The sequence below is a fragment of the Vibrio sp. S9_S30 genome (genome assembly GCF_014694455.1).
Taxonomy (GTDB): domain Bacteria; phylum Pseudomonadota; class Gammaproteobacteria; order Enterobacterales; family Vibrionaceae; genus Vibrio.
On record NZ_JAAUWT010000006.1, the window covers coordinates 207,806 to 225,124 of the forward strand.

General features: G+C 45.9%; 17 protein-coding genes. 4 read left to right on the top strand and 13 right to left on the bottom strand.

Features of this window, described 5'->3' with window-relative positions; all coding sequences use genetic code 11:
* Positions 1-593: 593 nt before the first annotated feature.
* The 3 genes from HC752_RS09480 to HC752_RS09490 form a co-directional block, all read right to left on the bottom strand.
* Positions 594-758 carry a CCGSCS motif protein gene (locus HC752_RS09480; RefSeq protein WP_190334896.1) on the bottom strand — a complete coding sequence of 55 codons (165 nt, stop codon included), beginning with the start codon at positions 756-758 and terminating at the stop codon, positions 594-596.
* 490 nt (positions 759-1,248) lie between these two features.
* On the bottom strand, positions 1,249-2,277 hold the full coding sequence (locus HC752_RS09485; RefSeq protein WP_190334897.1) for a methionine synthase: 1,029 nt from the start codon (positions 2,275-2,277) through the stop codon (positions 1,249-1,251).
* Between the two features lie 28 nt (positions 2,278-2,305).
* Positions 2,306-3,283 (bottom strand): DUF1852 domain-containing protein, encoded by a 978-nt coding sequence (locus HC752_RS09490; protein WP_190334898.1) that lies wholly within the window; start codon positions 3,281-3,283, stop codon positions 2,306-2,308.
* Positions 3,284-3,631: 348 nt separating this feature from the next.
* On the opposite strand from HC752_RS09490, the gene HC752_RS09495 reads away from it, so the two are divergent.
* Together HC752_RS09495 and HC752_RS09500 are read left to right on the top strand one after the other, a co-directional pair.
* Positions 3,632-4,441: a TSUP family transporter gene (locus tag HC752_RS09495; RefSeq protein ID WP_190334899.1), complete on the top strand. Its 810-nt coding sequence runs from the start codon at positions 3,632-3,634 to the stop codon at positions 4,439-4,441.
* 214 nt (positions 4,442-4,655) lie between these two features.
* Complete coding sequence (locus tag HC752_RS09500) at positions 4,656-4,826, top strand: hypothetical protein (protein ID WP_190334900.1); 171 nt, start codon at positions 4,656-4,658, stop codon at positions 4,824-4,826.
* A 95-nt stretch (positions 4,827-4,921) separates the two neighbouring features.
* On the opposite strand, the gene HC752_RS09505 is transcribed toward HC752_RS09500, so the two are convergent.
* The 6 genes from HC752_RS09505 to HC752_RS09530 all read right to left on the bottom strand — a co-directional run bounded on the left by HC752_RS09505 (position 4,922) and on the right by HC752_RS09530 (position 11,712).
* Positions 4,922-5,737 (bottom strand): ABC transporter ATP-binding protein, encoded by an 816-nt coding sequence (locus HC752_RS09505; RefSeq protein ID WP_190334901.1) that lies wholly within the window; start codon positions 5,735-5,737, stop codon positions 4,922-4,924.
* Positions 5,727-6,602, bottom strand: a complete 876-nt coding sequence (locus HC752_RS09510; RefSeq protein ID WP_190334902.1) for an ABC transporter ATP-binding protein — start codon at positions 6,600-6,602, stop codon at positions 5,727-5,729. Before HC752_RS09510 ends, HC752_RS09505 begins: the two co-directional genes overlap by 11 nt.
* Positions 6,599-7,450 carry an ABC transporter permease gene (locus HC752_RS09515; RefSeq protein WP_190334903.1) on the bottom strand — a complete coding sequence of 284 codons (852 nt, stop codon included), beginning with the start codon at positions 7,448-7,450 and terminating at the stop codon, positions 6,599-6,601. The genes HC752_RS09510 and HC752_RS09515 overlap by 4 nt, the downstream gene beginning before the upstream one ends.
* Complete coding sequence (locus HC752_RS09520; RefSeq protein WP_190334904.1) at positions 7,443-8,450, bottom strand: ABC transporter permease; 1,008 nt, start codon at positions 8,448-8,450, stop codon at positions 7,443-7,445. Before HC752_RS09520 ends, HC752_RS09515 begins: the two co-directional genes overlap by 8 nt.
* Before the next feature lie 49 nt (positions 8,451-8,499).
* Complete coding sequence (locus HC752_RS09525) at positions 8,500-10,032, bottom strand: ABC transporter substrate-binding protein (protein WP_238930474.1); 1,533 nt, start codon at positions 10,030-10,032, stop codon at positions 8,500-8,502.
* A 108-nt stretch (positions 10,033-10,140) separates the two neighbouring features.
* Positions 10,141-11,712: a phytoene desaturase family protein gene (locus HC752_RS09530; protein ID WP_190334905.1), complete on the bottom strand. Its 1,572-nt coding sequence runs from the start codon at positions 11,710-11,712 to the stop codon at positions 10,141-10,143.
* Between the two features lie 527 nt (positions 11,713-12,239).
* Here HC752_RS09530 and HC752_RS09535 point away from each other — a divergent pair.
* Positions 12,240-13,253 (top strand): AraC family transcriptional regulator, encoded by a 1,014-nt coding sequence (locus HC752_RS09535; protein WP_190334906.1) that lies wholly within the window; start codon positions 12,240-12,242, stop codon positions 13,251-13,253.
* 283 nt (positions 13,254-13,536) lie between these two features.
* Here the strand turns inward: HC752_RS09535 and HC752_RS09540 are convergent, their stop codons facing one another.
* The 4 genes from HC752_RS09540 to HC752_RS09555 all read right to left on the bottom strand — a co-directional run bounded on the left by HC752_RS09540 (position 13,537) and on the right by HC752_RS09555 (position 16,522).
* Positions 13,537-15,108: a GMC family oxidoreductase gene (locus HC752_RS09540; protein ID WP_190334907.1), complete on the bottom strand. Its 1,572-nt coding sequence runs from the start codon at positions 15,106-15,108 to the stop codon at positions 13,537-13,539.
* Positions 15,101-15,631, bottom strand: a complete 531-nt coding sequence (locus HC752_RS09545) for a twin-arginine translocation signal domain-containing protein (protein WP_190334908.1) — start codon at positions 15,629-15,631, stop codon at positions 15,101-15,103. Before HC752_RS09545 ends, HC752_RS09540 begins: the two co-directional genes overlap by 8 nt.
* A gap of 24 nt (positions 15,632-15,655) precedes the next feature.
* The gene (locus HC752_RS09550; protein WP_190334909.1) at positions 15,656-16,051 is read right to left on the bottom strand and encodes a VOC family protein; all 396 of its coding nucleotides are present in this window, start codon (positions 16,049-16,051) and stop codon (positions 15,656-15,658) included.
* 162 nt (positions 16,052-16,213) lie between these two features.
* A complete protein-coding gene (locus HC752_RS09555; RefSeq protein WP_190334910.1) occupies positions 16,214-16,522 on the bottom strand; it encodes a ribbon-helix-helix domain-containing protein in 309 nt (102 codons plus the stop codon).
* A 356-nt stretch (positions 16,523-16,878) separates the two neighbouring features.
* Between HC752_RS09555 and HC752_RS09560 the strand changes: the two genes are divergently transcribed.
* A complete protein-coding gene (locus tag HC752_RS09560; RefSeq protein ID WP_190334911.1) occupies positions 16,879-17,295 on the top strand; it encodes a VOC family protein in 417 nt (138 codons plus the stop codon).
* Positions 17,296-17,319 lie beyond the last annotated feature (24 nt).

A 17,319-nucleotide genomic window follows, 5' to 3' on the forward strand; every position in this document is an offset into this window, starting at 1 on the left:
GAAAGCCCATTACATCTTAGTTGAAACTTTGCCGAACCCCTAAAACCATGCCCAGTGTAGGAATAAGTTTAGGTGATCTCCTGCAATTTTGGTGAGAGCCGTTACAAAAAAACCAATCTTTATTGGAACCTATATCTTATTTCTTATGTGTATTGTGTGTAGTATCAACTAAAATTGGATACGATTCTAGTCACTTGCACCAGTAATATTGCACATTTCATAGTAAGACATTTTGGTTATAAACGTTAACTGGGTTCAAATACCCAAACACCGTGTTTTCTTGTCCAATATGTCAGCAAACCTTAATATATTCAAAGAGCGTTTAGTGCCTATTCTCTCTCGCCATGATGGGCTCATACTTTGCTTTAAATTATAAGTGCTTAACAAGTCTTGATATTCGTTTTCTTCGTTGTCATTGTTCACCCCGTTAGTGATTGTGCTCACATAACTCAGTGTTCCGAGCTGCTGATGTCGATTAGAAAAGGCATTTGTACGGTTTTGGCAGTTTACTTGGGTGTTATCGTTTGGCGGTAGTGTTGAGGTTAATGGAGAATAAAACCCCAGAGGTCGTACCTCTGGGGTGGATCTATGAGTTATGAACACCCACCACAACAACCACTCGGGGTATCATGTTTGCTCTTTCTCTCTTCACTATTCTCTTTAGCCGACGCTTCAGTAGACGCGTGTTCTTCAGTTACCTTTGCTTCAGCTTTAGAGTCTTTTTTCTGGAATATCTTTTTGATTGATAGTGTCATCATTGTTTCCTATTTTGCGTTCAGTGCGGGCTGATAATACCATACTAAAATACTCAAGTATTATGGAAGAATCAATGGGCTTTTTTGGGGCACTTGAGAAGTGCTAAAACACATGTGAGCCATCTGTCTAATTAGGCTGAAATATCAATCTATTGGCTGTGATGGCAGCCAATGCCTTTCGGATAAGTTGATTGACTATGGCTGTCTCTATTCAAAAAAGAAGGCTAAACCAACGTTTTTCATAACCGTGATTATCCAGCTATCTTTAGGTTCAGATAACTTTAGGTCCAGCTATCTTTAGGTCCAGCAGAGTTCTTAGCAGTAAAGGTGAACATAAATAGTCTAAAGGATGGACTGAGCTTAACGTGTGTCTTGGGGTGAATGCTTTATATGGAGTGAATGTTCTATATGGAATGAATCAACAGAGGAGAATGCTCAAAGCCATGAATGAAAGTGCTTTGAGCATTTGGTTATATTGTAATGACCGTATGTGTTAAGCGGAGAGTTCTCTCCGAACAATCTCAGCACCTGCACTTAAGGCATTGAGCTTACCTCTTGCAACCTCACGCGATAGAGGAGCCATGCCACAGTTGGTGCACGGGTAGAGCTTGTCGGCATCCACAAACGCCAGCGCTTTTCTTAGCGTATTTGCCACTTCTTCCGGCGTCTCAATATCATTGGTTGCCACATCAATGGCACCCACCATCACCTTTTTACCGCGGATGAGTCCAAGTAACTCAATAGGTACACGTGAGTTGTGGCATTCTAGTGAGATAATATCAATGTTTGATTTCTGAAGTTTAGGAAACACTTCTTCATATTGTCGCCACTCGGAACCCAACGTTTTTTTCCAATCGGTATTGGCTTTGATGCCATAGCCATAACAAATATGGACAGCGGTTTCACATTTAAGCCCTTCGATCGCTCTTTCTAATGTCGCGATTCCCCAATCGTTCACTTCATCAAAAAACACGTTAAAGGCAGGTTCATCAAATTGGATGATATCCACACCAGCGGCTTCTAGCTCTTTCGCTTCTTGGTTGAGGATTTTTGCAAATTCCCATGCAAGCTTTTCGCGACTCTGATAGTGGGCGTCATAAAGTGTGTCTATCATCGTCATAGGACCAGGCAGAGCCCACTTTATTGGCTGCTTTGTTTGTTGGCGTAAAAACTTAGCGTCTTCAACAAACACAGACTTCGGGCGAGAAACAGGACCAACAACGGTCGGGACACTCGCATCATAACGATCACGAATTTTGACGGTTTCGCGTTTCTCGAAATCAACACCACTCAGGTGTTCAATAAATGTGGTCACGAAATGTTGGCGTGTTTGCTCACCATCACTGACAATATCGATACCGGCTTGCTGTTGCTCCTGCAATGACACACGTAGAGCATCGTGTTTACCATCAATTAGTGCTTCGCCTTCCAGTTTCCAAGGAGACCAAAGTGTCTCCGGTTGAGCGAGCCAAGAAGGTTTAGGCAAACTCCCTGAAGTGGAAGTCGGTAATAATTTTTTCATAATAAATGCTGCTGTCTATTAGGTTGAATTAAAGAGCGTAATTAGCAGACCACTGTTCTAGAACGGTCTGGTAAGGTTTGATGAAGTGCTCTTCAGCGAACTTTCCTTGCTCAACAGCCAACTTACTGCGTTCTTCACGATCATAAACAATTTGAGTGAGTGAGTGGTCTTGGTTCTTTAAGCTTGGCTGGTAGCAATTTCCTGCAACAGCATTTGCATTGTAAATTTCAGGTCGGTAAATCTTTTGGAAGGTTTCCATCGTGCTGATTGTGCTAATCAGCTCGAGATTGGTGTAATCATTAAGGAGATCGCCAAAGAAATAAAATGCCAAAGGTGCAACACTGTTGGGTGGCATAAAGTAGCGAACCTGTAGCCCCATTTTTTGGAAGTATTGCTCAGTCAAAGACGATTCATTTGGCTGATATTCGAAGCCCAGAACAGGATGTTGGTTTTCAGTCCGATGATAAGTTTTGTTGTCTGAAACGCTAAGGCAAATGACAGGCCGCTTCTTAAAGTTCTCTTTGTAAACAGTCGAATTGACGAAATATTTAAAGAGCTTTCCATGCAGTTCGCCAAAATCAGTAGGAATACTAAATTTAGGCTGATCTTTATTGTGGTCTAGCAATAATACGCTAAAGTCATAATCTCGCACATAAGAGGAGAAATTATTCCCTACAATGCCTTCAATACGCTCGTTGGTATTATGATCAACAATGTTCGTTTTCAATACTTCAATGGAAGGGAAAGCCTGACCTTGACCTTCAATATCCATATCGACAGAAATGATCTCTAACTCGACAGAATAACGATCACCTTTTGGGTTATCCCAATGTGCTAGGGCATTAAAACTGTTGTCAATCATCTTTAAGGCGTTGCGTAGGTTTTCTTGGCGGCTCTCGCCCCTAGCCAAATTAGCAAAGTTGGTCGTGATACGCGTACTGTCAGATGGATGATAGTTTTCATCTAGACGAATGCTATTTATAGTAAAAGTAAAATCGTTATTCATGTTGATCTGTTAACCTATTTTCCTGAGATGAAAGCTGAATATATTCCTTACTCTTTCTATGGTTTATTTATTATTTCGAAAGAGTTGTTTTCACAGTTTTTATTATTTATATCGAAAAGTTCTATTAAGAAATCTACGATAATATTTCTATAAATTAGAGTAGAGAGTGTTTTATACGTGCTTCGACTCATTAATAACAATGCATTTATTTCAAAGTCAACATGAAAAACATTCATGTTCCATTCTGTTTGGAAATTTAAATAGGTGTCAGTTATATTAATTAGCTTGAGGCGAAATGGCTGCATTTTGCAGTAAAATAGCTCCTAATTATATTATAAGGTGAACTGAGTGAGTGAATTGTTGTTGTTGATTTTATACTGCGCGTTACTAGGCAGTGGTGTTGGATTTTTGGCTGGGTTATTGGGCATTGGCGGTGGGCTAGTGATTGTTCCAATACTGAGTATTATTTTGCTTCAGTTTGATGTTTTATCCTCTGATCAGGTGGTTGTTGCTTCGATTGCAACCTCATTGGCGTCAATATTATTCACTTCAACGTCTTCAGCCCTTGCTCACCATAAAAATGGTAATGTGCCATGGAATCTAGCGCCTTGGATAATGACAGGGGTGGCTCTGGGGGCACTGATCAGTGGCTTTATGGCATCGTTGTTACCAGAACAGGTTGTTCGTTTTGTGTTTGCGGTGAGTGTGACACTGATTGCGTTGAAGATGTTGCTAAGCAGCAAAAATAACACGCCCTCCGATCGCCAAATGCCTGGGAAAAGCGTATTGACGATGTTTACGACAGTGACGGGTGGGTTGTCTGCCATGATCGGCATTGGTGGCGGGGCTCTTTTGGTGCCCTTATTAACGTTCTTTTCGCTGGATATGAAAAAAGCGATCGGCTGTGCCTCTGCCTGCGGAATTGTCATCGCACTCTTTGGATCAATTGGGTATATCAGTTCAGGGAGCGCTCATTTTGCCTTGGAAGATGGGTTTGCTGGGTTTGTTTATTTGCCTGCGTTATTCGGTATTGTCTGCACTTCTTGGTTTACGGCCCCTCTCGGCGCGAAAGCGACTCATCATTTGCCCGTTTCAACCATCAAGAAAATCTTTGCTGTGTTGTTGTTCGTGATGGCGGCCAAAATGATGGTGAGTTGAATCCTTCTATTGAGCTTTCCCATCCAGCAAACAATGGCATTCAATTAACTTCTATGTTCAGGATTGGTTAGAGATAATCTAAACCCGCTTTGATGAAAAGGAGCGGGTTGTTTCTTTACTGTGTTGTTTCTCTGCTGTCTTGTTTCTCTACTGTGTTGTTTTTTTGTTCTTTGTTATCATCGGGCGTCTTACATCAACATAAAAGGCTCAATATATGAAATTGTTTGTAATTGCGTTGTTTACTTTATCTTTTTTATCAGGATGTCAGTTAACACGTGTAGAAGGGGAAATCGACGATGTCGAAGTGAAAGTGGGCACGAAAGACAGCAATGAATCCAACGGGAAATTTTGTCCTCCGGGTCAAGCCAAAAAAGGCAAGTGTTAACGTAGGTGTCTACACATTTCATACTGACAATCGCGGTATTGGAAGCGATAGAACGATAGGCTTGTCTATTGCTCCCTATACACAATTTCATCACGTTAAACTTGCCTGTCTAACCAATCTGGCTCCAATTCAGGCAGGGGAATCGCATCCAACAGCTCTTTTGTGTACGCCGTTTGCGGGGAAGAAAAGAGCGAAGCGCTGTCGGCAAGCTCAATGATTTCACCATACTTTAACACCATGGTTCTGTCGCACAGCCGACGTACAACAGACAAGTCGTGGCTGACAAATGCCATGGTGAAGTTCAACTCTTCTCTCAATGTTTCTAACAACGCCAATACTTGCGCTTGCGAAGACACGTCCAACCCAGACAAAATTTCATCCGCGAGAACAAACTTGGGTTCCAGAGCAATCGCCCGCGCAATGCCCACTCTTTGCCTTTGCCCACCTGAAAGTTCATGGGGGTATCTGAATTTGAATGAGGTGGGTAATCCAACCATGTCCAACGCACTCTCGATGCGTCTCTCTACTTGGTCAAAACCATGCAATTTCAGTGGTCCCCCAATAATGGTGGACACTTTGTGCCTTGGGTTAAGTGACGACATGGGATCTTGAAAAATCATTTGGAATTGCTGACGTAACGTTCGTAACTCGACTTCAGACCAGTGCGTGATGTCTTCACCATGGTATCGAATGCTGCCAGAATCGCTGTTCAATAGGCGCAGCATGGCACGACCAAGCGTCGATTTTCCTGAACCAGACCCCCCCACAATGCCTAAAATCTCCCCTTCATGAATATTGAAACTGACCCCTTTAATGATGTCGATGCGTGGAGCGCGTCCAAATAATGGTTTGTTTGCCATATCAGGGTAACTGACCCTCAAGTCCCGAATTTCATACAGATTACGAGCCATAGCGGTCTTCCTTACTGCCTTTAATGACTTCCAGTTTTGTTAACTGAATCACGCTCTCTGGCACGGGTTTTAAGCTCTGATCTGGGCGGGTGTATTTTGGTGTTGCGTCGAGCAGTGCTTTGGAATAAGGGTGTGTAGGTGCAGCAAAGAAGTCTTTAACCAAAGAACTTTCGAGGACTTTCCCACCGTAAAGCACCGACAACGATTGGCATACTTTCGCGACCACACCGAGGTCGTGGGTCACAAACAGAATCGTGGTGTCATGGTGGCGTTGCATCTCCTTAATTAAACGCAGTATTTGCTTTTGAACCGTTACATCCAGTGCCGTCGTGGGTTCATCGGCAACAATGAGTTTGGGCTGTGCCGCGAAAGCTGCGGCAATCAATACGCGTTGCCTCATGCCTCCAGACAATTCATGAGGGTAGCTTTTCATTACTCTATCGGGGTGAGGAATGCCGACTTCTTCAAGTAATGCTATAGCTCTCATTTGCGCCTGTCGTTTTGACCAACCAAGAATATCGACTAATCGCCCTGTTATTTGCCTACCAATGCGCTTTGAAGGGTTGAGTGCCGTTAATGGATCTTGAGGAATGAGTGCCGTGTTCTGCCCAATCCAGTGCCTTCGAGCTTTCGGAGTAAAATCGTGCAGCGATTTTCCATCCAATACAATGTTGCCTTGATTGACCGACACCGCCCTTGGCAGCGTGCCGAAAATCGCCCGACCAATCATGCTTTTCCCCGCGCCGCTTTCGCCCACTAAGCCATGCACTTGTCCTTTTTCCACCGTAAAGGAGACGTTACGCAGAACGGGAGTTGAATCGGGCAGTACGGCACACAAGTTCTCTATCTTTAAGTAAGTATTCATCGTAGCACCGGATCCAACCTTTCTTTTAAACCTTCGCCGAGCTGGCTAAAGCTCAACACCGTTAAGAACAGCACAATTAAAGGGAACACCAACACCCACCATGTCTGATGAATGGCCGAACGCCCCTCTGAAATCATGCCGCCCCAAGTCGGGAAGTCGGAAGATAAAGACAAATTCACAAAGCTGAGAATCGCTTCTACAATGACCGCGATGCCCATTTCCAATGTCAACAGCACACTGATGGCGGGGAGAAGGTTCGGTAAGATTTCCTTGATCAAGGTATTGAATTTCGGTCTTGCGGCGACGCGAGCGGATAAGACGTAATCCATCGAGCATTGATTTAAGGTTTCCGCCCTTACCACGCGTGCAAAGCGCGTCCAGTCAATCACCACAATGGCAACGATAACGGAACCTACTCCTGTGCCGATGACAGCAATCAGCAAAATGGCAAACAACACCGGTGGAAACGACATCCATATGTCTGTTGCATGTGAAATAATGGCATCTGCCCAACCTCGGTAGTAACCCGCAACCAGCCCAAGAAGCGACCCGATAACACAAGTGAGAAGACCAGCGATTATGGCGATGGTAAGGGAGACTTGCGTGCCGTAAATAATTCGGGACAAGACATCTCGCCCTAATGAATCAGAGCCCAGCCAGTATCCCTGTTCACCGTTTGGCAACCATGCTGGTGGAAGTTGCGAGGTAAATAAGTCCTGTTCTAAAGGGTTGTGTGGGCTAATAAAGGGGGCAAACAAAGCGGTGAAGACTAACAGCAATAACCAACCGCTCGATAGCCACAACCTGAGCCCAGCTTTAAGCTGTACTTTACTTCGTCCATCAAGCATGTCGTAACCTCGGGTTCAGTAGTGAGTAAGTCAAATCCACAACAAAATTGACCAGTGTGAAGATCAAGGCAAACAGGATGACAATCCCTTGGATAAGGGGGAGATCTCGGTTGATGACGGCGTCAATGGCGAGATTCCCGAGCCCTTCGTAAGAGAAAAGCCGTTCGACAATCACGGTGCCGCCAATGAGAAAAGTAAACTGCACACCCACCAGCGCCAAAGTTGGTAGTAGGGCATTGGGTAAGGCTTCACGAATGATGACATAAGCTTCACTGTAGCCCCGTGTTCGAGCCAGAGTGATGTAGTCGAGGTGCATGGTTTCTTTCAACGATTGTTTGAGCAACTGAGCAATGATGGCGGCAAGAGGGATCGCCAATGCGAGAGCAGGCATAAACATATGGGAAAACAAGTCGGAAAACGCAGCCCAACGCAATGTGACTATGCTTTCCAGCAAAAGAAATGAGGTGTAGAAATCGGTGTCCATAGAAGGGGTAATTCGACCAGAAATATGGAACAAGGGCCAAAGCACACCGAAGAGGAGGATCAAAAGCAAGCCCCATAAGAAATCGGGAACGGAGAGTGCCACGCCATTCGTCACATCAATGGTGGATTCGATTTTCGTGCCTCGCCATAACGTGCCCGATAGGGCCAAAGCACCGCCAAGTAAAACGGCGAAAATTAATGCCATAACCGACAGTTCAAGCGTGGCAGGCAGCCTGCCGAGCACCAATTCAAGCACAGGTTGGCGGGTTGTGATGGAGGTACCAAAATCCCCCTTGGTTACACCTGACATCCAAATAATAAATTGTTCGAATATGGATTTATCCAAACCATACATCGCAGTCAGCCGCGCAATATCCTGTTCACTTGCTCCAGGCGGCAACATCATTGCAATCGGGTTGCCAGGTACAACGCGTATGACAAAAAATACAACGATCGCAGCCCCAAACAAGGTGATGAGTATGGCACCAAGTTTTAATAATAGTGTCCGAAAATTCATATGGTTATAGAGGCACGAAGGCCTCTTCTCCCTATCTTATAAGCGGGTCTTAATTACGCTTCATTAAATACGGAAGCAGCGCCCCAGAAGCATGAGGAACAACCGCAACTCTGGGGTCATATACGATGGGCTGTACGTATTGGAAAAGGGGCAGTACCAGCGCGTCTTCGGCAATCTTTTTGTCCACTTGCTTCCATCCTTCGATGCGTTTCTCCTCATCTTTCTCGCCCCAAAGTGGTGCTATCATTGCGGTGAGATCGTCGCCATCCCAAACGGAGTGAGGTGAAGGACCAAACATGGCGAATCCGGTAGAGGTAGTAGGGTCGCCAATTGAGTTCCCCCAGTTATAAAAAGCAGCAGGAGCCAGTTTGTCTGCGGCGCGCAATTCGTAATGCTTTGCCACTTCATACACTTCAATTTCTGCATTGATGCCAACTTTGCGCCACAACCCAACGATGGCTTGGATGATTTCATAGTCTTTAGGTTTGAATCCCTTGGTCGTTTGAATCGTAAACGTCACGGGGTTGGTTTTTGAATAGCCGGATTTTGCAAGCAGTTCGATGGCTTTTTCAGGGTCGTAGGGCGTTTGTATGTCTTCGTTGTAGGCACTGTAGAGTGAGGTTTGTAAGGTATCGATAGCAATGCCGTAGCCTTTTAGTAATCGTTCCACAATGGCAGATTTGTTGACGGCATAAACCGCTGCTTTGCGAACGTTAGGGTCTTTCATTGCGTCAATATCATTAAAGAAAATCATCCCTATATCCGATACTGGGGAAGCGATGCCTTTTAGTTTCCCCTTGCGTGTTAAGCGATTGTACTCTTCGTATGGGATTTCAAGTGTCACGTGAGCATTACCAGACTCGACCTCGGCCACTCGCGCGGACGCGTCGGTGACAAACTTAATGGTGACGAATTCGAATTCTGGCTTGCCGCCCCAGTAGTTTGGGTTGGCTTTTAAACGGATGTAGGCGTTGCGCTCGAATTTGTCCACCATGTAAGGACCGGTGCCGATTGGGTTAGCTTCGAATCCCTTTTGACCCACTTTTTCAATGTAGTGTTTTGGCAATACATATCCGGTGAGAAAACTCATCCACTTGAAGATGGTGGGCTCAAATCGAACCACATCTGCGGTGATGGTGTTACCTTCTATTTGAAAATTGCCAAGAGTAGACCAAATAAATTGAATGGGGTTACCACTGCTTTCATCGGCGGCACGCTGCAAAGACCACACCACGTCTTCTGGTGTTAATGGTGTGCCGTCATGCCATTGCACACCACGTCGAATCGTAAGGTAAATTTTGGTTTTGTTGTCTAGCCAGCCCCATTTTGTGACTAAACCCGGAGATTGGCTCAGATCCGGATTTTGCGCAATAAACTGGTCAAATACCGATTGATATATCCCTTGAATGGTCGGGTTTACAGAGGATGGACCGGTTGTTGGATCCCAACTGGGTAAGTTTACATTAGAGGCAATCACCAACTCCTCTATCGGTTTCGCCTGCACGGAAAAAGAGGGGATAAGCGCTAAGTACATAATCATTAGCATGCCAGCTATCCTATTGATCAACTTCCATATTTTCATTTTACACTCCTAGTGTTTTCAATGATTGAGCTCGCGTTTATTCCACGGGTGCTGTGTACTTCGTGTGTTGTTTATGTCCAAGGTGTAACGTTACTTATACAAATTCGTTTACTTCGCCAGCTTTTGGGCAAGCAAATACCCAGAACCCGCGCCCGTTCCGGCTCCGGGCCAAACAGCGGCACCTGTGTGGTAAAGACCGGGTATCGGCGTCGAACCATCGGATTTGCCAAAGCTTGGTCGGAATCCAAAATTTTGATTGAGGTGGTGGCTGCCACACAATTGATCGCCACCCACTAAATTTGGGTTATCGGCTTCCAAATCGGCAGGGGATACAACGCGCTTGGAGAGAATGCTTTCTTGGAATCCCGGTGCGTATTGCTCGATGATGTTCAATATATGTTGGCAATATGGCGCAGCGAGATTTTGCCAATTTTTGGTCGGTTCGCTTGTAATGGAGTCGACAAGCACGTTGGAAGGGAGCATTCGAACCTGAATCCACAGCGTATGTTTTTCTCTGGGTGCACGGCTCGGGTCAATCGCCGTCGGTTGCCCCACAACAATAACGGGATGCTCTGGCAGCACACCGGCCATAGCTTGTTGATAGGTTCGTGCCATGTGATCCATTGACGGGGCAATGTGCACATAAGCGAATTCTTTTAAGGTTTGGGATGCCGTCCAGTTGGGTAATTTATCCAAGGCGACATGAATCATCATGGTGCCTGGCGCATGCCGAAAGGCGTCGTAGCATTTTAATGATTCTAGGGGGCTTTCGTTCGCAACCAAACGCTGAAGCCCCGATGGGGAAACATTGGCGATCACGGCTTTATTCGCACCCCGCACGCTGCCGTCTTCTTTTTCTACGCCAATGGCTTTGCCTTGCGATGTCATGACTCTTGAAACGCGCGTGCCATATTCTAATGTGCCACCTTGTGACTCAATAAGGCTCACCATGGCACGAGTAATGGTATCAGCCCCGCCTTTTCCTATGACCATCCCAAAGGCTTGGTTAGCGAACGATTCAAGAAAAGGAAAAATAGCCCCGCCCGCGATGTCTGGTGCGAAATCAAGGTGCATGCCCCAAGCCGCGAGGGTGGCTTTTACGTGTTCCGATTCAAAATGGGTATCCAGCCATTCTCTTGGTGAGCTGACAACCAAACGAAAAAGGTCAACCATGCCCTGTTGACCTTCCTTACGGTAAAGTTGCCATGTGTGTTTGAATAACGGAGCGAGCTTAAAAGGGGATTGTAAAAAAGGCAGAATAAGGGGGGCTTGCGCGGAAAACTGCTTGGTGAGCCGATTCCAGCTTGCTTCGTCTTTGTCCGAATAGGCATGGATTCTGTTGGCGTTCTTTTGTGGGTCTTGGCTGATACCTAGCCAGTGACCGTCAGGAAAGACACTAGCAAAGCAGTGATGCGCCGCAACCAGTTCCAAGCCATGCTCTTTAAGTTGTTCACCAAATTGTTGAAAAAAGGGAGAACCTGCAAAAAGTGAAAGGTTCATTGCTGCCCAATCGTGTCGAAAACCATCCAGCGTATATTCACCGGATTTGACCGCGCCGCCCACGGTATCACCTTGTTCTATGATGTGGACTGTCCAGCCTTTTGACTGCAGAAAAATGGCGCACACTAAACTGTTTATGCCGCTCCCAATAATGATGGCGTCTGCCTTTGGCTCATTCATTGCCTATCCTAGAACTCATTTTTACGGGTTTTAGTATTAGCCAGTGATATAACCGGAACAATGCAACTATGAGAGAGAAAACGGAGGTTGTTGCAGGGCTAGGATAGTCTTGGCAAAAAGTGGATATAAGTATGCAATAAAACGCACTTGTGGGTGCTCCAAGCGAGGCGTCTCACTGTCAAAACGGACAAGGCGCGGATACAGACAAGGCGGGGATACGGGCAAAGCAGAAATCAGAAAATACGAGAGTGACCGAAAACTGCACTATGCGGATAGTTTGAGCAAGATACGGCTAACAGGCGCTGTCCGCATTAGGTAACATGTTAAGAATATGTTAATGGTTGTTTGTGGTTTAATATGGAACCGATGTTTCACGCCAAACTCGCCGCAGAAAAACTCAATGCAATGGAAGCCGCTTTCTGAAGAGGAGGCCTATAGTGCAACTCGATATGAGTATCGCTCGTATGTGAGTGACGTTGTGCATAGGAATGTTCTGAGTAAGCATCAATAAAAGATGGAGAGCAAAAATGAAGTACGCTACTGAGTCTCCTCGTTTTAGTGTTCGTGCGTTTCGCCAGAGATTAGACGAATCTAGCCATCTGTTGTTTAGCTCAAGCGACGTTGATGAAGCCAAAGCCAGTGTCGGGCGTGTTATGACACCTCATGAGCTTAACGTGATCAACAATAGTGGCAGGCTTGATGCCAGTATGCATTACATGCCTTTGGGTGATATCGCTTTGTATCGTTTAAAGTATGGGTCGAGTGTTTCCATCCATATCCCTACGATAAAAGATTATTACTGCATTCAGATCCCAATCCATGGTCATGCTTGCGTGACAAATGGTTCAGAGAAAATTGAATCTACCGAAAGTACGGCATCCGTGCTGAACCCTGAAGTTCAAACCGACATGGTTTGGGACTACGACAACGATCAATTTATGGTGCGGATATCCCGTTCGTTAATGGAAAGAACCGCCATCGGTATTTTGGGGCATGATATCGATGAACCCATACGTTTCGATGTCGGCTTTAGGTGGCAAGATTGCCCTGCATGGTATTGTTTGCTGTCTTACTTACTCGATTTTTACGCCAATTCGGATCCGGCACTCCGAGAAAACAAACTGATCACCAGCCAGTTAAATCAACTTACGGCGACCACTCTGTTTTTAAATCACAAGCATTCACAAAGTGGAGAGAAAGTGACCCAGCGCACCTCTATTCGTCCTCGCCACATTAAGCGTGCTCAAGAGTATATGGAAGCTCATGCCCACGAGCCTATTTCAGTGGAGCTGCTTGCTCAGGTGTGCGGGATCAGCATTCGGAGCCTTTACGGTGGATTTAAAGATTTCGTTGGCACCACGCCAATGCAATACTTGCGAAACTTAAGGTTAGATCATGTGCGAAATGACTTGCTCACCTGCGAAGCAACCAGTGTCACATCGGTTGCAATGAGATGGGGTTTTTCTCATATGGGCAGGTTCAGTGCGGAATACAAAGCGCGTTTTGGTGAAAGCCCGAGTCAGACGTTTCGAAAACGTTAGGTGTGATAAAAGTTACATTTGACCAACACGAGAATGGCGACATGGGCGGCAGTAAAAATACACCGCAGTATCGTACTGCGGTGTGGGGGAGAGCCGAATAGGTTGTTGTTGCATCGAATAGGTTGTTGCATATAGAGAAATCGAAAGTTTTATCTTTATCCTCCTTGTCCTCCTTGTCCTCCTTGTCCTCCTTGTCCTCCTTGTCCTCCTTGTCCTTTTTTCTATATGATCCAAAAACTTCTATATGATCCAAAAACAAAAACCTAAGAGTGCGTGTCGGATGTTACAGAGCCCGAGTTGCCAATTGCTCGGCAATGTAATCCGCTTGCCTTATGGCCAGCGCCACGATGGTTAGTGTGGGGTTTTCAGCCGCGCCTGTCGTGAACTGGCTACCATCTGACACGAATAGATTCTTAATGTCGTGAGTTTGCCCCCAACGATTGACGACGCCATCTTTAGGGTTCTCACTCATTCGATTTGTCCCTAAGTTGTGAGTGGAAGGGTAAGGGACCACGCGATGGGTTTTGATTGCCCCGACGGCTTCATACACCTGTTCGCCTTTTTCGTAGGCGTAATCTCGCATCGCCACGTCATTGGGGTGATCGTCGTAATGCACGTTGGGGATGGGTAAACCATTGGCATCCAATTCATCGGAATTCAGTGTGACACGATTCGAGGAGCGTGGCATATCTTCACCCACTAACCACATGCCCGCCATATGTTCATATTGTTCCATTGAGTTGGCAAAATCGGTACCCCACGCGCCAGGTTTAAGGAAGGCAGCCATAAAGGGCAAACCGAGAGAAAGCGTTTCCATCTCAAATCCGCCTACAAACCCTCGGCTTGGGTCGTGAATCGATTCATCTTGGATGATCCCTGCCATGGTGGTGCCTCGATACATGTTGACGGGTTTGCTGAATTCAGCGTAAACCGACCCCGTCATATGGCGCATGTAGTTTCGGCCCACTTCGCCAGAACTGTTGGCTAACCCATCTGGGAACATGGTTGAAGCGGAGTTAAGCAATAGCCTCGGGCTTTCAATGGAGTTACCTGCAACGCAGACCACTCTGGCTTTTTGATGCTGTTGATTGCCGTCCTTATCGACATAAAGCACGCCATCGACGAGCCCTTTATCGTTATGGGTGATTTTCAGTACGGTGCTGCTTGAGCGCAGTTCAAAATTGCCAGTGGCTTCGGCTTTAGGGATTTCTGTATACAACGTCGACCATTTCGCCGACATTCGACAGCCTTGAAAACAAAATCCGAGCTGCTGACAAGCCGGGCGACCATCGCGAGGTTGAGAGTTAATCGCCATTCTGCCGGTGTGCACTCGCTTATAGCCGAGTTTACGGGCGCCTGCTTCCATGACCTTATAATTGTTGTTACCGGGTAGACCGGGGATGTCGTGAGTAAGTGTGACCCCCATTTTGTCTTCGGCTTTGTCGTAGTATGGTTCAAGCTCGGCAAGCGTGATGGGCCAGTCGAGTAAGGTCGCGTCTTTCACTTCGCCGTAGTGTGTCAGTGCTTTAAACTCGTGTTCTTGGATCCTTAAACTTGCGCCTGCCCAGTGGAGGGTTGAGCCGCCAACGGTTTTACATATCCAAGCGGGCAAGTTGGGAAAGTCGCGTGCCACTTCCCACGTGCCTGAGGTGGTTCTTTTATCCAGCCACGCTTCTTTGCCAAACATGTACCATTCATCATTTTTGAAATCAGTGGCGTAATTTAAGTGCGTGCCTGCTTCCAAACACACCACTTTCACGCCTTTTTGGCAGAGCTCATTGGCAAGCGTGCCTCCGCCAGCGCCCGAGCCAATCACCACCACAACGCTGTTGTCTGTCAGTTCAAACTTAGCCATTAGATACCTCCTTGTTTCCATCTGGCAGCCAATCAATGTCATCAAAACCTCGATTCAAATATCCCCCTTTTTCAAAGGACGGCCCCTCATAACCGAACTTCGCCCAAATTTTGGGGTTGTTGTACAACGACACCACCATATTGCCTCGTACTGTTTGGAAGAAAGGTTCAGAGGAGAGCTTGTTTAGCATGGCGTCTTGTGCGGTTACCGACATCGTAGTAAATCCGCTCTTGCTGAGCGTTGATAACCCTTGTTTAAAGGCAGCGAGGCTGTCCCCAGACAATTGCCCATCGAGGCTTTCCACACACGCACCGTAAAAGAAATCGGCAAGGTGGGGATGAGGGTAGATGCGCCGACAGAGTGCCAACAGCAATTTTGCTTCTTCGACGTTGAGGTTTGAGACTTTCATTTGCCATGTTTGACCCGCAAGTGAATAGCCAGAAAGACTGAGTGTTAGCGCCGTTGCCGCACTAACCGAAGAGAGCTTTAGAAACTTTCTTCTACTTAGAGTTTGATCGTTCATCCTTACGACCTCCTGTGTCATCCGTTACTGAAATCGACCGTGTTTTTGCAACAATTCAATTTTGTACCCGTCGGGATCGGTTAAGAAAAAGAACGTCGCCATGGTTTTGTTGTTATGTTGCATCGACTTAATGGGGGTGGGGTTGAACCCCATTTCCGTCAGCGCGTTATGGGTGTGCTCGATATTGTCGACACATACGGCCAAGTGACCATAAGCATCACCATGTTCATAGGGGGATTCCCGCCCGTGATTAAGCGTGAGCTCGACTTCAAATCCGGAGTTAGGATCGCGCAAATACGTTAAGGTAAACCCATCAAATTCGTATTGATCGGCAAGCTCTAACCCAAGAGCGGAAGAGTAAAATTGAATAGAGCGATCCAAGTTAAGCACCCGAATCATGGTGTGAATGGTTTTTGTCATTTGTGGCTCACTTTGCTGTTGTTGATTTTTTTAACAATATAAACGTGAACCACAGGAAGGTGGTGGTAGCATACTACCACATGTTAAAAAAATGTAATTTTTATCCTTCAGTCTTTTGATTGCGGGCGCATGAAAAGGCAAGGACGTTATTCTTAGATGTCATCAATGAGCTTGAGCGTGAAGTTGTTGTTTGGCGGTGTTGAGGACTTCTTCTGGCTGAGAAAGGTACATCACACAAGAGCATCGGAGCAGCGAGGCAAAATTGGAAATGTCGCCATGTAAGTCGGTGGCTTCATCATAAAGCAGCGAAAGGAACTGACCCGTTGTCATATGTTGCATAGCGGCGATTTCATCAATAACCGTCCAGAACTTGGACTCAAGCCTTACGCTTGTGGAATGACCACCTAAGCGGACAGAACGCGAAACAAATTGGTAATTCTCCGGTGATTGACCAGCAAAGATATAGCACATGGATCCCTCCCTCTCATACCAGCATTCGAGACATTGGAGCAGCAACCAGAACCAAATAGATAGCTCTAGAAGATAGGTTTGATTAATGTTTGTTCAATAATGGCGTAATTACAACCACCACCTCAAAAGCCATAGCCTGAGCCTTTTGGTCGTTAACATATTGAAAAATAGCATTTAAAAGCCAACTTCTTTTGGTTGTGGCGGTGACTTTATGTTTTGAAGAGTCACGTTAAGTCTCATAATTGATTCAAAATAGCGTGTTAATGACTCAATGGAATTTGGGTTAGTCCTAATATTCTCTTTGCTCTTGAAAACGGTTTGATAGCATGGAGCCACTTAATATGAGGATCGGTTACATGAAGCAAAGTATCGTCCATATTGCCCTCGTCGTTGATGATTACGATGACGCGATCGACTTTTATGTCAACAAGCTCCATTTTGAATTGATCGAAGATACCGACCAACCAGAGCAAGATAAGCGTTGGGTAGTGGTCTCTCCGCCGGGTTCTGAAGGTGTTACATTATTGCTGGCGAAAGCCTCTAAACCCGAGCAAAAGCCGTTTGTTGGAAACCAAGCTGGCGGTAGGGTGTTTTTGTTTTTGCGTACCGATGACTTTTGGCGAGACTTTCATGATATGAAAGAAAAGGGCATTCAATTTGTACGGCAGCCCAGCGAACAAGATTACGGCACCGTCGCGGTATTTGAAGACTTGTACGGTAATCTTTGGGATTTGCTTCAGTTGAACCCAGATCACCCGATGGCACGGCGTTAAAGTGACAAAGGCTGCAAATCGCAG